This is a genomic window from Thermoleophilum album (assembly GCF_900108055.1).
Classification (GTDB): domain Bacteria; phylum Actinomycetota; class Thermoleophilia; order Solirubrobacterales; family Thermoleophilaceae; genus Thermoleophilum; species Thermoleophilum album.
In genome coordinates this window covers 10,382-25,280 of record NZ_FNWJ01000002.1, presented here as the reverse complement: position 1 = coordinate 25,280, position 14,899 = coordinate 10,382, and the positions used below count along the sequence as shown (strand labels likewise).

Annotated in this window: 13 protein-coding genes; all 13 read left to right on the top strand. The window is 67.5% G+C overall.

Annotated elements, in window-relative coordinates; all coding sequences use genetic code 11:
- Window positions 1-39 precede the first annotated feature (39 nt).
- Entirely contained in the window at window positions 40-372 is a 333-nt protein-coding gene (locus tag BLW41_RS06250; protein ID WP_093117432.1) for an antitoxin Xre/MbcA/ParS toxin-binding domain-containing protein, read from the top strand.
- Window positions 353-949 carry an RES domain-containing protein gene (locus BLW41_RS06245; protein ID WP_093117430.1) on the top strand — a complete coding sequence of 199 codons (597 nt, stop codon included), beginning with the start codon at window positions 353-355 and terminating at the stop codon, window positions 947-949. Before BLW41_RS06250 ends, BLW41_RS06245 begins: the two co-directional genes overlap by 20 nt.
- A 101-nt stretch (window positions 950-1,050) precedes the next feature.
- On the top strand, window positions 1,051-2,187 hold the full coding sequence (locus BLW41_RS06240) for a hypothetical protein (protein WP_143038633.1): 1,137 nt from the start codon (window positions 1,051-1,053) through the stop codon (window positions 2,185-2,187).
- Window positions 2,188-2,297: 110 nt separating this feature from the next.
- Window positions 2,298-3,119 carry a DUF3800 domain-containing protein gene (locus BLW41_RS06235; protein WP_093117426.1) on the top strand — a complete coding sequence of 274 codons (822 nt, stop codon included), beginning with the start codon at window positions 2,298-2,300 and terminating at the stop codon, window positions 3,117-3,119.
- 33 nt (window positions 3,120-3,152) lie between these two features.
- On the top strand, window positions 3,153-3,491 hold the full coding sequence (locus BLW41_RS06230) for a hypothetical protein (RefSeq protein ID WP_093117424.1): 339 nt from the start codon (window positions 3,153-3,155) through the stop codon (window positions 3,489-3,491).
- Entirely contained in the window at window positions 3,488-4,633 is a 1,146-nt protein-coding gene (locus tag BLW41_RS06225) for a CobD/CbiB family cobalamin biosynthesis protein (RefSeq protein ID WP_218138290.1), read from the top strand. Before BLW41_RS06230 ends, BLW41_RS06225 begins: the two co-directional genes overlap by 4 nt.
- Before the next feature lie 134 nt (window positions 4,634-4,767).
- Window positions 4,768-6,396 (top strand): cobyric acid synthase, encoded by a 1,629-nt coding sequence (locus BLW41_RS06220; RefSeq protein ID WP_245689062.1) that lies wholly within the window; start codon window positions 4,768-4,770, stop codon window positions 6,394-6,396.
- 768 nt (window positions 6,397-7,164) lie between these two features.
- The gene (locus tag BLW41_RS06215) at window positions 7,165-8,748 is read left to right on the top strand and encodes an N-6 DNA methylase (RefSeq protein WP_093118810.1); all 1,584 of its coding nucleotides are present in this window, start codon (window positions 7,165-7,167) and stop codon (window positions 8,746-8,748) included.
- The gene (locus BLW41_RS06210; RefSeq protein WP_177169383.1) at window positions 8,738-9,028 is read left to right on the top strand and encodes a nucleotidyltransferase family protein; all 291 of its coding nucleotides are present in this window, start codon (window positions 8,738-8,740) and stop codon (window positions 9,026-9,028) included. The genes BLW41_RS06215 and BLW41_RS06210 overlap by 11 nt, the downstream gene beginning before the upstream one ends.
- Before the next feature lie 138 nt (window positions 9,029-9,166).
- Window positions 9,167-10,510: a restriction endonuclease subunit S gene (locus BLW41_RS06205; RefSeq protein ID WP_093117422.1), complete on the top strand. Its 1,344-nt coding sequence runs from the start codon at window positions 9,167-9,169 to the stop codon at window positions 10,508-10,510.
- The gene (locus tag BLW41_RS06200) at window positions 10,507-11,082 is read left to right on the top strand and encodes a hypothetical protein (protein WP_093117420.1); all 576 of its coding nucleotides are present in this window, start codon (window positions 10,507-10,509) and stop codon (window positions 11,080-11,082) included. Before BLW41_RS06205 ends, BLW41_RS06200 begins: the two co-directional genes overlap by 4 nt.
- Window positions 11,079-11,990, top strand: a complete 912-nt coding sequence (locus tag BLW41_RS06195; protein ID WP_093117418.1) for a Kiwa anti-phage protein KwaB-like domain-containing protein — start codon at window positions 11,079-11,081, stop codon at window positions 11,988-11,990. The genes BLW41_RS06200 and BLW41_RS06195 overlap by 4 nt, the downstream gene beginning before the upstream one ends.
- On the top strand, window positions 11,983-14,899 hold a 2,917-nt coding region (locus BLW41_RS06190), incomplete at its 3' end, for a type I restriction endonuclease subunit R (RefSeq protein WP_143038707.1). The genes BLW41_RS06195 and BLW41_RS06190, both read left to right, overlap by 8 nt.

The window sequence follows — 14,899 nt, the reverse complement described above, 5'->3', positions numbered from 1 at the left end:
TCCCCGCGCAACGTTTTTTGTTGCGTGTAGGCTTGAAACGTGCCGGTCGCAACGCACGAGAAGGTTCGGGCCCTGGCCACCGATCTGCGTTCCCAGCGGCGGTTGGCGGAGCTGCTCGGTGTCAGTCCCGCGCAGGTGAGTCGTTGGCTGCGCGGACAGGGCATCGACGAGCAGAACGCGGCGCGCATCGAGCTGCTGGAGTTGGTGATGAGCCAGCTTTTGCGGATCTATCCGCGGGAGCTCGCCCAGCGCTGGCTCGAGGGCGTGAACCCGCACCTTGGGGATCGGCGGCCGGTCGATCTGATCCGTCAGGGTCGCGCCGTCGAAGTGCTCGACGCGATCGCCGCCGAGCGTGCCGGATCGTTCAGCTAGCGGCCAGTCGCGCGCGGCGCTGCGGCTGTGGCGCGTCGTGCCTTACGACCCGCGGGCGCGCCGCGAGCGACCGGGCCACCCACTGTTCGTGCCACGCGCGCTGCAGGGCGCGGGGCGTCACGACAATCCCGCGCTGTACGGCTGCATCTACGCGACGCTCGACCCGGTCGCCGCGGTTGCCGAGAAGCTGGCGCCGTTCCGCGGAACCGGTGTGCTCGACCCCCGCATGCTCGACCGTGGCGGTCGGCGCCTGGCGTTGTGCGAACTGCGGCTCGCGGCCGCGGCCGAGCTGATCGACCTCGACGATCCCGGCACGCTGGCGTGTGAAGGCCTGCGGCCGTCGCTGGTCGCAACCCGGCGCCGCACGGTCACTCAGCGGCAGGCGGCAGACCTCTTTTCCCGCTATCCGCAGGCCGCTGGCTTGCGCTGGTGGTCGACGCTCGAGGCAAGTTGGATCTGCGTGACGCTCTTCGATCGCGCCCTCCCCCACCTCCGCGCGGTCGCCGCGGAGCAGCTCGAACCCGAGCAGGAGACGACGCGCGCGGCCGCGGAGGCGCTGGGGCTGGCGGCGGGGTAGCGCCTAGCCCGAGGCGATCACCCAAAGAAACATCACGGCGCTGTCAGGAACGCCCCGCCGGCGCGACGTCTTGGAATGACGGCAACCAACGAGGAGGCCCAATGTCCCGCCCCCACCTTCCTCGTGCCCCACGTCGCGTGCGGCGCGTCCGTGACGTCGGCGCGATCGCCTTGGTCTTAGCGCTGGCTAGTGCGACGATGGCGTCGGCATCGGCTGGCGCACAGGTCCGCGCGCCTGAACAGCGAGCGAGGCCCGCTCCGCCGTTCGATCTCAGCCGCGTGACGGCACTCGGGCCGATCCGTGACCGCGTGATCGTCGGCGATCGGTCCGCGCAGTTGCGACGCTCAGCGCTCGCGCGCGCCGCTCAGGCGGTCGTTTACGCGGACAGCGCGAGGCGCGAGTTCACGATCGCAGCGGGCGAGCCGAGCGTGCCCGCTGCCGCGCTCGATGCGGTCGCCGGGATCCTCGCCGCCACCTACCACCGCGAGGAGCTCGCCCACCTATCGGTGACGGTGGTCCCGAGCTCCTCGATCCCCGCGCTGTGCGGGGCGGGGGCACAAGCCTGCTACCTCCCGAAGGACCCCGACCGATCGTTCGACGGCCAGATGTTCGTGGCGTTCGATGATCCCGATCTTGTGCACGCGGTGGTCCACGAGTACGGGCACCACGTCGACAACAGCCTGCTCAACCTCGCCCACCTAATGCGCCGCTGCACCTACGCGGCCGACGGCTCGAGGCGCTGGATGGTTGCTCGCGCGCTGGAGGACGACCTCCTGCGGCTCGGTGCGTGCGACCCCCAGGCGGAGTGGCAACGACAGCTTGCGGAGGTCTTCGCGGAGGACTACGTAGCCCTCAACGGGATCGACGAGTGGAATCGAATTGCCCTGTTCGCCCCGCCTTCGCGCAACGTGCTGCGCGCCCTGGCCATCGATATCGACGAGCCGTTCGTACCGTCGCAGCGCACAATTCGCGGCCGGGTGACGCGGATTGGGGTCGTCAGGCGCCTGGTGGTGCATCTGACGGTCCCAACCTTCCTGCTGGCCGAGCTGCGTGGTCCGCGAAGGGCCGAGCTAGACCTCCGGCTGTACGGGCCCTCTCGGCGTCGTCCGATCGAGCGCAGTTCGCACCGCGGGTCACGCGAGTCGCTCGCGCAGTTCGTTCTGCCCGGCCGCTACACGATCGAGATACGCGGGCGCCGCGCCGGCGGGCAGTGGAAGCTGTGGCTCGCAAAGTTCTAAGGCTCTAGTTGGTGCCACCGGGTTCGAGCCGAGCCCGCGGTTCCCCCGCCGGCCGGGGGAGTCGCGAGCGTCGCGGGCGTGTCGAACCTGCGCGATCATCCCGGCCCGCTATGCACGTCCTGTTTCTCGACGAGTCCGGAAAGCCCGACGAGAAGGTCTTCGCGTTGGGCGGCGTCGCGATCCGCGCCGATGACTGGCGGTTGACGCGTGACCGCCTGACGGCAGCGCTCAGCGAGCAGGGGTGGCCAGCGGACCGCGAACTCAAGTGGCACGGCTGCCGGACGGGGACGGTGCCGCCAACGGTCGCCGACGCCGTCTACGCCACTTTGGCGAGCTGCCCGATCACCTGCTTCGTGTGTTTGCTGCGCCCGCTGGCGGGGCGACAGTCGCACCCAGAACTGTTCGCGAGCGGCGAAGACACCTACGCCACCGCCTTGACCTTCCTCGCTGAGCGCTTCCAGCGGTTTCTCGCCGACCAGGAGAGTTACGGCCTGATCGTGCTGGATTCGCGGCGCAGCGAGCTCGACGAGCGGATGCGCCGCTTCTTCGAGCGGCTGCGCGAGCAGGGCACGCCGTATCTCTCGTTTGAGCGTCTGATCGACTGCTTGATGCTCGCCCCCTCGCACCTTTCGACGGGTCTCCAAATCGCCGATCTGGTGGTGGGCGCGACACTCGGCGCGCGCCGCCGCCAGGGTGACGCGAGCCGCTGGTTCAAGCAGCTCGAGCCGCGGTTTGCGCGGCATCCTGCGCGCGGAACGATCGAGGGCGTCGGCATCAAGGTCTTCCCCGAGCCGGCCAGCGGCACGCGCCTGGAGGCCCCGGGCCGACTCTTCGACGCTAGCGATCGGCGTCGTCCGGGCGAGATTTACACTTCCCGAAAGGGTCCGGGTGGCACCAGCGCCAGTGCCGATCCCCGAGCCTCGAGCAGCTAGCTGAAACCTGAGTCCGACTGGAGCGCGGAGCCCGTGCTTGCTTTCTCTCTTCCGAACGACCCGGTCACGCTCGCGCTGCTGGTGATCGGGCTGTGGTTGGCGGTCGGTTTGGCGGTCGCCATTGTGCTCGGCCGGGTGCTCGCGCTGGGGTCGCGGAACGAGGAGCCGGCACCGCTGCGCGCCGGCTCGGCCGGTGGCGCGAGCCGCAGGGAGCACGCTCGCGGTGGCGCGAGCCGCGGGGGGCCCGCTCGAGGCGACGAGGAGCACGGCGGTTTGGCGGGCGAGCGCGAAGGCCGCACGCGCAGTCGTCGCAGGGTGGCCGGCGTGTTCCCAGACGACGGTCGCGACGGCAACTTCTGCGTCGCTGCTTGAAGGGCCGCCTGGTGCTGGCACGCCCGCGGTCACTGGCGGCGCTTTGTCGCGGGCGGAGGAGCGACCGCTGGCGCAGGCGTGAGCGCCGGCGCAAGCGTGAGCGCGGGCGCAGTCGCGACCGCGGGCGCACCGCTGGCGCGGCGGCCGCCCGATGGCAGAGGCACGCCAGTCGCTTCGCTACCCGCCTCGCCCAGCTTGCGCTTGGGCTCGCGTTCGACGAGCTGCTGGGTGATCCCCGCCGCTACCACCCGGTGGCCGGCTTCGGGAGTTTGGCGGCGGCGGTAGAGGGCGTTTTGCGTTGGCGTGGTTTGGGCGCGCGCAGGCCAGCGACGCGCGCGACCAGAGCGCGGGTCGCCGGCGCAGCGGGCGCTTCCCTGCTGGCCGGAGCCGTGGCGGGAGCGGCGCTGGTCGGCGGGGCGGCGGGCGCTGCTGCGCTAGTGGAGCGGGCGGGCAGCTGGGCGACGCGGCGCCTCGGTCGCGGGCGACCACTGGGGCGGGTGCTGGCGGGCGCGGCGGTGGTGTGGGTGTGTGTGGGTCGGCGTTCGCTTCTGCGGGAGGTGGAGGCGGTCGCGCAAGCGACTGCGCGCGGCGATGTGGAGGCCGCGCGGGCCCGCCTGCCGGCGCTCTGTGGGCGCGACCCGCAGGCCCTCGATGCGCCGGCGCTGCGGCGCGCGGTGGTGGAGTCGCTCGCGGAGAATCTCAACGACGCGCTGCTTTCGACGCTGGTTTGGGGGTTGTTGGCGGGGCCCGCCGGCGCGGCGGCGCACCGGGCGGCGAACACGTTGGATGCGATGTGGGGCTACCGCGACGAGCGCTACCGCCACTTCGGCCGTTTCGCGGCGCGCCTCGACGACCTCTTGGGGTGGCCGGGAGCGCGGCTGGGGGTGCTTTTGACGGCGCTGCGAGCACCGCTCGTCGGCGGCTCCGCGCGCGGCGTGCTCGCGGCGGTGCGTCGTTTCGGGCATCTCCACCCGAGCCCCAACGCCGGCCCGATGGAGGCGGCTTTTGCGGGGGCGCTGGGGGTGCGGCTGGGCGGCCCGGTGCGTTACGGAGGACGCCTGGAGCGCCGGCCGTGGTTGGGCGAGGGGCGTGATCCGAGCGACCAGACGGTGCGCGACGCGCTGCGCCTCGCCGGTGCGTGAGGATGGGAGCGATGGACGCGCGCAGCGAGAGCGAGCGGAGCTCCCGAAGCGAGCCTGGATCCCGAAGCACGCGCGGCTCCCGAAGCGAGCGGCCCCGCGGGGGCGACCGGAGCCCCCAAGCGCCGGCTTTGCTTGTGCTGGGCACTACTTCCGATGCCGGCAAGACGACGGTGGTCGCGGGGCTGTGCCGCTGGCTTGCGCGCCAGGGGCTGCGGGTGGCGCCGTTCAAGGCGCAGAACATGGCGTTGAACTCCACCGTCGCCGTCGACGGCGGCGAGATCGCGCGCGCCCAGGCGATGCAGGCGGCGGCCTGCGGGGTGGAGCCGGAGACGGCGATGAACCCGATCCTGCTGAAGCCGTCGGGCCCGCGCCACAGCCAGGTGGTGGTGATGGGCGAGCCGCTCGCCGATGTCGATGCGCGTAGCTACCACCAGCTCAAGCCGCAGCTGATGCCGATCGTGCTCGAGGCGCTCGCCGATCTGCGCTCCCGCTTCGACGTGGTGATCTGCGAGGGCGCGGGCAGCCCGGCGGAGGTGAACCTGCGCGAGCACGACATCGCGAACATGGGGCTTGCGCGCGCCGCCGACCTGCCGGCGATTTTGGTGGCCGACATCGACCGCGGCGGCGTTTTCGCGCAGATCATCGGGACGCTCGAGGTGCTTGAGCCAGCCGACCGCGAGCACATCAAGGGCTTTGTGATCAACAAGTTCCGCGGCGACCCGGAGGTTTTGCGCCCGGGCCTCGAGTGGCTCGAGGAGCGTACGGGCCGACCGGTGCTGGGGGTGCTCCCCTTCATCGAGGGGCTTTGGATCGACGCCGAGGACTCTTTGGCGCTGCCGGGGGCGGACGCGGTGGCGGGCGCAGCGCCGGCGCCGAGCGCGGTTCCGGCGCGCGACCCAGGCTCGACCGCGGCGCCCGCGGCCGACTGGGCGGCGCTGCCCACGCTCGATATCGCGGTCGTGCGGCTGCGCTGGATCAGCAACTTCACCGATTTCGACCCGCTGCGCTTCGAGCCGGGGGTGCGCATCTACTACACGCGCTCGCCGGCCGATGTCGAGCGCGCCGACCTGGTGATCCTGCCGGGCACGAAGGCAACCGTCGAGGACCTCGAGCTACTCCGCCGCGACGGCCTGGCCGACGCGCTGGTGCGCCGCGCCCGCGCCGGCCGCCCGATCCTCGGGATCTGCGGCGGCTACCAGATGCTCGGCGAGCGGATCGTCGACGACGTCGAGTCGCGCCGCGGCACGGTGCCCGGGCTCGGTCTTTTGCCGGTCGAGACGGTGTTCGCGCGCGACAAGATCGTCCGCCGCCGCCGCGGCCACTCGCCCCTCTTCGGCGGCGCCCCCGCCGAGGGCTACGAGATCAGGCATGGGAGGCCGCGGTGGATTGGGCAAGAAGCGGCGGGGCGGCACGCTTGGGCCGCGTCGCACCTGCCGGGCGCTGCCGACGCCGCCAGCAACGGAGGCACAGCGCCTTGTCCGGTGTTCGTAAGCGACGACGGCGAGCCCGACGGCTGCGCGCTCGGGGCGGTAGTCGGCACGTCGTGGCACGGGGTGTTGGAGGGGGATGAGGTGAGGGGGGCGCTGCTGGCTCGGGTTGGCGCACGCCACGAGTTCCCTGCTCACCACGAGCGCCGCTCCTCCCCACCCTTCCGGGCCCGCCGGAGCAGGCAGCTCGACCTGCTCGCCGAGGCAGCTGCCGAGGCGATAGACGCGAGCGCGCTTGAGTCGCTGATTGCGGAGCGCTCTGGCGCGCGGCACTGAGGCGCGCGCCGCTGAGGCGCCCGCCGCTGTGGCAGCCGCCCTGAGGCGCGCGTGCTGCTGAGGTGCGTGCTGCTGAGGTGCGCGCCGCTGAGGTGCCGGGCACGTCACGAGCACGGTTTGGTCGCCGAGAGGCCGCTCAAAGGGTCGATGCGCGGCTTGCGAGCGCCAGCAACCTGCTTAGTCTCGACCACCGCCTTTAGACCCAACCACCCCAGTTTCCCAACCGAGCTTGAGTTCTGGCAGGCCTCGTCAGGAACGCCTAGTCGAGAACGACTTCTCGGCTGAAATGTTTCTGCTCACCCAGCTGCTCACCCAGTAAGCGGCAACCCTCGCTCGGAGCACGCCAATGCACGCGGGTAATCGACGGAAACGCGCGCAAGCCCCACGCTCGAGGTGCTGCGCACGGCAGTCGCCGGCTGTGTCCCCGCCTCCGCTCTCCGCGTCGCCTGCGGCCGGCAGACACCCGAAGACAAAGTGACACACTAGCGTACTTAACTCGGTTAAGCGGTGCAACAGTCGCTGTGAATGGAATGACTCAGGCCACTCGCTGCGTCACCGCTTTAGCGTTGTGCCGCGCATACTTGCTTAAAGATTGGATCGTTTGGCCAGTTAGAGTGCAAGGCAATAGATACCTGTCTATCTCGTAGCTGTGAGGCGGCGTCTACCCGGTGGTGTTTCCGTTCGCTCAAGTCGACGCCGCTCCGGGGCTAAGCTCAGGTGTTAAACGCTCTCCCGAACCACGTCGACAAAAGATCGGATGAGGTAGCCATTGTGAAGCGAAAGAACACACCACGCAACTCGGGGGCGACCGCCGCCAACCTCGGCTTCGAAGCCCAGCTGTGGGCGGCCGCCAACGCCCTGCGCGGCTCCATGGACGCCGCCGAGTACAAGCACGTGGTGCTCGGGCTCATCTTCCTCAAGTACGTCTCCGACGCCTTCGAGGCCCACCGTGCCAAGCTCGAAGCCGAACGGGACCAGGGCGCTGACCCGGAGGACCCAGACGAGTACCAGGCCGAGAACATCTTCTGGGTGCCGCCCGAGGCCCGCTGGTCCCACCTGCAGAAGAGCGCCCGCCAGCCCACCATCGGCCGCCTCGTAGACGACGCCATGGCGGCCGTGGAGCGGGACAACCCCTCCCTCAAGGGGGTGCTTCCTAAAGACTACGCCCGCCCCGCGCTCGACAAGCAGCGCCTGGGACAGCTCATCGACCTCGTCTCCAACATCCACCTCAGCGGGGGCGACAACCACGCCCGCGACATCCTAGGGCGAGTCTACGAGTACTTCCTCGGCCAGTTCGCGAGCGCCGAAGGCAAAAAGGGCGGCGAGTTCTACACGCCCCGCTGCATCGTCAAGCTCCTGGTGGAGATGCTCGAGCCCTACCGGGGCCGCGTCTACGACCCCTGCTGCGGCTCGGCTGGGATGTTCGTGCAGTCGGTGGAGTTCATCGAGGCCCACGCGACGGGCAACGGCAACGGTGGCCGCGCGCGGAGCGAAATCAGCATCTACGGCCAGGAGCTGAACTACACGACCTGGCGGCTCGCCAAGATGAACCTCGCCATCCGCGGGATCGACGGGAAGATCGAGCAGGGCGACTCGTTCACGAATGACCGCTTCCCCGACCTCAAGGCCGACTACATCCTGGCCAATCCTCCGTTCAACATGAAGCGCTGGGGCGGGGAGCAGCTGCGGGAGGACCGCCGCTGGAAGTTCGGCGTGCCGCCCGCCGGCAACGCCAACTTCGCCTGGGTGCAGCACATGATCCACCACCTGGCGCCCGCGGGAGTGGCCGGCTTCGTGCTCGCCAACGGGTCGATGTCCTCCAACCAGTCCGGCGAGGGCGAGATCCGCAAGAACATCATCGAAGCGGACCTCGTGGACTGCATGGTGGCCCTGCCGGGCCAGCTCTTCTACTCCACCCAGATCCCGGCGTGCCTCTGGTTCCTCGCGCGGGACAAGAAGAACGGGCGCTTCCGCGACCGCCGCGGCGAGATCCTCTTCATCGACGCCCGCAAGATGGGGCAGATGGTGGACCGAACCCACCGCGAGCTCACCGACGAGGAGATCCAAAAGATCGCCCGTACCTACCACGCCTGGCGCGGGGAGAAGGATGCGGGCGAATACCAAGACGTCCCCGGCTTCTGCAAGAGCGCGACGCTTGAGGAGATCCGCAAGCACGGCTACGTGCTCACGCCGGGCCGCTACGTAGGCGCGCCGCCGCAAGAAGAGGACGACGAGCCCTTCGAAGAGAAGATGCAGCGGCTGGTGGCTCAGCTTCGCGAACAGCAGGCCGAGGCGGCGCGGCTGGATGCAGCCATTGCCAAGAACCTGAAGGAGCTGGGCTATGACCTTTGAGCAGCTGCTGAAGGAGAAACGGGAGGAGATCCTACGGATCGCCGCTAAGCACGGCGCCCGCAACGTGCGCGTGTTCGGCTCTGTGGTCCGCGGGGAGGCAGACGAATCTAGCGATGTGGACTTTCTGGTTGAACTCGAGCCCGGACGGAGCCTGCTCGACCTGGGAGGCCTGCAAATGGAGCTAGAGCAACTGCTCGACTGTCGGGTGGATGTCGTCACCGAGAGGGGGCTTAAGCGGCGCATCCGCGAACGCGTGCTTCGGGAGGCCGTGTCACTATGAGAGACCCGAAAGAACGGCTACGGCATATCCTGTTCGACATCGACCTCGACATTGTATCGGAGGCGGCCAGCCGTGACGCGCCGGCCCTCAAGCCTTCCATAGAAAAAAGATTGCTAAAGCGGTTGAAGGAGTTGGGGTATGGCGGGTGAGTGGCGGGAATGCCGGATCGGCGAAATAGCGGATGTTGTAGGTGGGAGCACTCCGCCGACTAAAGACCCATCCAACTTTAACGGCGATATTCCCTGGCTTACCCCGAAGGATCTGGCGGGATCCCACGACCGTTACATCTCGCGAGGCGAGCGTAATCTATCGCGTAAAGGACTTGAGAGGTGCTCAGCTAAATTGCTGCCTCCTGGCACAGTGCTTGTGACCAGCCGAGCTCCAATCGGATATGTTGCAATCGCGAAAAATCCCATTGCTACTAACCAGGGCTTCCGCAGTCTTATTCCTAAACCTGGGATTGATTCAGAGTTCCTTTATTACTGGATCAAAGCAAACGTTGAAGAGCTCCGACGCCATGCCAGCGGCTCGACGTTTCAAGAATTGACCGGCTCGGCTTTCGCTCAGCTCAGAATTCGTGTTCCGCCCCTCCCCGAGCAGCGCGCCATCGCCCACATCCTCGGCACGCTGGACGACAAGATCGAGCTGAACCGGCGAATGAGCGAAACGCTGGAGCAGATGGCGCGGGCCATCTTCAAAGCGTGGTTCGTGGACTTCGAGCCCGTGCGCGCCAAGATGGAGGGCCGCTGGCGCCGCGGCCAGTCCCTCCCCGGCCTCCCCGCCCACCTCTACGACCTCTTCCCCGACCGCCTGGTGGATTCCGAGCTAGGGGAGATTCCGGAGGGGTGGGACGCAGCCCGCATGGGTGATGTACTGGCCGAGCTTGTGTCCGGGGGCAGGCCTAAGGGTGGCGCGGTGGAGGAAGGAGTGCCAAGCGTCGGCGCCGAGAACGTTATCGGCCTGGGTAAGTACGACTTTTCTAAGGAAAAGTACATCTCCCGAACATTTTTCGAGGAGCTCCAGCGAAAGGGTGCGGCTGTGCGGCCGGGAGATGTGTTGTTATACAAGGACGGTGCGCAGATCGGCCGAAAGACCTATTTCGACTGCGGATTTCCCCACGCCGAGTGTGCCGTCAATGAGCATGTGTTCATCTTACGCGCTGAGCATCCGCGCTACCAGCGGTACCTCTTTTTCTGGCTCGATCAGGACTGGATGACGCAGGAAATCATAAGCCTGAACTCGAACTCGGCCCAGCCAGGCATAAACCAGCAGGGCGTGCGCAGCCTCCCCTGCTTGATACCACCCGATCCCGTGCTCGACGCGTTTGACCGTCTTTTGATGCCGCTTACGGACCGGCTGTTTTCCGCTTGTCTCGAGAGTCGTACTCTCGCCGCCCTGCGGGACACGCTGCTGCCCAAGCTCATCTCAGGCGAGCTGCTGGTGAAGGATGCCGAACGGTTCTTGGAAAGGGTTGCTTCATGAGCGGACGCGCTGCCAGCACGCACCGCGAAGGGCTCAAGGCCGCACGTCTGCTCATGGTCCTCAGCAGCACCTCGCCGCTCTTCATCCTGTGGGCGATTCGCGGGAACAGCCTCATCCCCGACCGCTGGTTCATCCGATTCTGTGCCCTCATGGTCGTCGTCCCAAACGCTTTCCTGTGGCTGCGCATCCAGACGGCGAAGAAGCAGGCCGACAAACGCCATCTCACCGTCGGAACGGCCGACGACCACCGCGACCACATCCTTGTCTATTTGTTCGCGATGCTGCTCCCTTTCTACTCGGTGGCCATCGGCACCTGGCGTGACCTGGGCGCAACGTTGGCTGCGCTGGCCTTCATCGTGTTCCTGTTCTGGCACCTGAACCTGCACTACATGAACCTGCTCTTCGCGGCGCTCGGCTTCCGCGTCTTCACCGTCTATCCGCCGGCCGACGACAACCCGCTCACCGGCAAGACCCCCTATGCGCTCATCACCCGCCGCGTAAGCTTGGCCTCCGGCGACCGTATCGTCGCCTATCGACTTAGCGACACTGTATACCTGGAGGCGGAAGCATGAAGCTGGAGTTCGATCTCGCGAGTGTGACGGTCACGGAGTTCGGCGTCGGCCGGGACGACGGTGACGGGCAGGCGTTCGTGGCTGTGCCCGTGGATGCGGGCGTGCAGGCCGCACTCCACGAGATGGTGCAGGCAACCTGGGACGCCATGCAGAACGACGAGGACGGTCCGGCCAGGTACGAACCGTCCGAGAAGCACGGGAGCACGGAGTACTGCTATGTGCCGCTGGCGGACGAAATGGCCTCCGCCGTGCGCGACCTGCACGAGGCGACCAATCTTGATATCGATGCCGCAGCCCTGGCAGACCCGACCAACGTGTTCTGCTACTTCGTGCGACTGACCGACAAAAAGAACCGGCGGTTGACCGCTGTGCGCCGCGCGTCCCAGTTCAAGGGCGTGCTCAAGAGCAAGAACCGCCTCGTTCATATGCTTGACGATACGTTGAAAATTATCGACGACACCGTGTTCAAGCTGGATAATGACTTCGACCTGCTGATTGATGGAAAGAACGTTCACATCCTGCGGCCCAGCGGCTTCGAGTTCGTTGGAAAGCTTCAGCGGGCGATCCTCAATGCAGTGCCAGAAAACATCAAGGCGATCAGGAAGGACCTGTTCTTCGTGGACTTCACTGGGATCGAGGCCTACGCCGCCGAGCACACGCGGGCGGCGCGTTACCTCGCATCGATCCGGACGCAGGGGGCGACGACGAACATCGACCAAGCCTTGCTGAAGAAGGCCTGCGAGCAAACGGGCGTCGAGATTAGCGAGTCGAATGGCAAACTCGTGATCACGGATGGCCACGAGATGGGGTTCCTCCAACTGCTGGATCGTCGGCGGTACGAACTCGAACTCGTGAGGGGGCAGCCTGAGCGTTTCAAGGCTGCTAGCAGGACCAGGTTGAATGACTAGCAGCGCCTTCACCGAATCAACGGTCGAAGCCGCCGCCCTGGCCTGGCTCCGGTCGCTGGGGTGGCGGATCGCGCACGGGCCGGAGATCGCGCCTGGTGAGCTTTTCGCCGAACGTTCCGACTACGGCGGGGTGGTTCTCGCCCACCGGCTGCGCGATGCGCTCGCCCGCCTCAATCCCGAATTGCCCGCCGAAGCTGTCGAGGACGCCTTCCGCCGCTTGATGCACCCCGAAGGCGCCGATCTGGTCCAGCGCAACCGCGCCGTGCACCGGATGCTGGTGGACGGCGTCACCGTCGAGTACCGCACAAGCGAAGGGGCGATCCGCGGCGCCCAGGCACGGGTCATCGACTTCGACGATCCCGAGAACAACGACTGGCTAGCAGTTAACCAGTTCACCGTGATCGAGAACCGCCACACCCGCCGGCCGGATGTCGTGCTCTTCGTGAACGGACTGCCGCTCGTCGTCCTCGAACTCAAGAACGCAGCCGACGAGCAGGCCACCATCCGGGCCGCCTACCAACAGCTTCAGAACTACAAGCAGGAGATCCCCTCGCTTTTCACCTACAACGAGGCGCTCGTCATCTCCGACGGCCTGGAGGCTCGGGTCGGCACGCTCACGGCCGACCGAGACCGGTTCATGCCCTGGCGCACCGTCACCGGCGAAGACGTGGCGCCGCCAGGGATACCGCAGCTCGAATTCTTAGTGAAGGGCGTGTTCGACAAGCGTCGATTCCTTGAGCTCGTCCGCGACTTCGTGGTCTTCGAGGACGAAGGGGGCGGCAAGCTCGCCAAGAAGATGGCCGGCTACCACCAGTTCCATGCGGTACGGGTGGCGGTGGCCGAGACGCTGCGCGCGGCGAAGCTCGCCCATGTGGATCGGGTGGCGGAGGAGACTGGGCGCTACGAAGCGGGGCGCAAGCCCGGAGGCAAGCCGGGCGACCGCCGTATCGGCGTGGTCTGGCACACCCAGGGCTCGGGCAAGAGCCTGACGATGGCGTTCTACGCGGGCCGGATCATCCGCCACCCCGCGATGGAGAACCCGACCATCATCGTCCTCACCGACCGCAACGACTTGGACGGACAGCTCTTCGGCGTCTTCTCCCGCTGCCGTGACCTCCTCGGACAGGATCCGATCCAAGCGCAGAGCCGCGCCGAGTTACGCGAGCTGCTTCAGCGCCGGCAGGCGGGTGGGGTCATCTTCACCACCATCCAGAAGTTCCTTCCCGAGGAGAGGGGCGACCGCTACCCGCAGCTCTCCGATCGGCGCAACATCGTGGTGATCGCCGACGAGGCGCACCGCAGCCAGTACGACTTCATCGACGGCTTCGCCCGCCACATGCGCGACGCGCTGCCCAACGCCTCGTTCATCGGCTTCACGGGCACGCCGCTCGAGCGCGAGGACAAGAACACCCGCGCGGTCTTCGGCGACTACATCAGCGTCTACGACATCCAGCGCGCCGTCGAGGACAAGGCCACCGTCCCGATCTATTACGAGAGCCGGCTCGCCAAGCTCGACCTCCCGGAGGAGCTCAAGCCGAGGATCGACGAAGAGTTCGAGGAGGTCACCGAAGGCGAGGAGGTCGAGCGCAAAGAGAAGCTCAAGACCAAGTGGGCGCAGCTCGAGGCGGTGGTTGGGGCAGAGAGGCGCCTGCGCCTCGTGGCCCAGGACATCGTGGACCACTTCGAGCAGCGTCTCGCGACCCTCGATGGTAAGGCCATGGTCGTCTGCATGAGCCGGCGCATCTGCGTCGAGCTCTACAACGAGATCGTGCGTCTCCGCCCCGAATGGCACGACGACGATGACGACAAGGGCGAGATCAAGGTGGTGATGACCGGCTCCGCCTCGGACCCCCCAGAGTGGCAGCCCCACATCCGTACCAAGCAGCGCCGCGAGTTCCTCGCCAAGCGTTTCCGCGACCCCGCCGACCCCTTCAAGCTGGTCATCGTGCGCGACATGTGGCTCACGGGGTTCGACGCCCCTTCGCTGCACACGATGTACGTGGACAAGCCGATGCGCGCCCATGGGCTCATGCAGGCCATCGCCCGGGTGAACCGGGTCTTCCGCGACAAGCCCGGAGGGCTGGTGGTGGACTACCTAGGCGTCGCCCACGAGCTCAAAGCCGCACTCGCCACCTACACCGAGAGCGGCGGAAAGGGCCGCGCCGCGATCGACCAGGGCGAGGCGGTCGCGGTCATGCGGGAGAAGTACGAGGTCTGCTGCGACCTCTTCTACGGTTTCGACTGGTCGCGCTGGACGACCGGCACGCCCCAGGAGCGCCTGGCGCTTCTGCCGGCCGCCCAGGAGCACATCTTGGCCCAGGAGAACGGCAAGGAGCGTCTCCTCCAGGCCGTCTCTGATCTCTCCCGCGCGTTCGCGTTGGCGGTGCCGCACGAGGAGGCGTTGGCGATCCGCGACGACGTGGCCTTCTTCCAGGCGGTCCGTGCAGCGCTTTCCAAGCGCGCCCCCGGCGAACGGCGCACGGAGGAGGACCTCGACCACGCCATCCGCCAGATCGTCTCCGACGCCATCGCGCCCGAGGGCGTGGTGGACCTCTTCGCGGCCGCCGGGCTGAAGAAACCCGACATCTCGATCCTCTCCGAGGAGTTCCTGGCCGAGGTGCGGGGGATGCCGCATAAGAACCTGGCCGTGGAGCTGTTGCGCAAGCTCCTCGAGGGCGAGATCAAGACCCGCCGCCGCAAGAACGTGGTCCAGGCCCGCTCGTTCGCCGAGCTCCTCGAGCAGGCCATCCGCCGCTACCAGAACCGGGCGGTGGAAGCCGCGCAGGTGATCGAGGAGCTGATCGACCTAGCGAGGGAGATGCGCGAGGCCGACCGCCGAGGCGAAGAGCTGGGCCTCAGCGAGGAGGAGCTCGCCTTCTACGACGCGCTCGAGACCAACGACAGCGCGG

What these genes read in the sequence shown, in the direction of transcription:
- BLW41_RS06195 (WP_093117418.1), top strand. Translation starts at nt 11,079, where the DNA reads ATGAAGCTGGAGTTCGATCTCGCGAGTGTGACGGTCACGGAGTTCGGC.
- BLW41_RS06205 (WP_093117422.1), top strand. Translation starts at nt 9,167, where the DNA reads ATGGCGGGTGAGTGGCGGGAATGCCGGATCGGCGAAATAGCGGATGTT.
- BLW41_RS06210 (WP_177169383.1), top strand. Translation starts at nt 8,738, where the DNA reads ATGACCTTTGAGCAGCTGCTGAAGGAGAAACGGGAGGAGATCCTACGG.
- BLW41_RS06235 (WP_093117426.1), top strand. Translation starts at nt 2,298, where the DNA reads ATGCACGTCCTGTTTCTCGACGAGTCCGGAAAGCCCGACGAGAAGGTC.
- BLW41_RS06240 (WP_143038633.1), top strand. Translation starts at nt 1,051, where the DNA reads ATGTCCCGCCCCCACCTTCCTCGTGCCCCACGTCGCGTGCGGCGCGTC.
- BLW41_RS06200 (WP_093117420.1), top strand. Translation starts at nt 10,507, where the DNA reads ATGAGCGGACGCGCTGCCAGCACGCACCGCGAAGGGCTCAAGGCCGCA.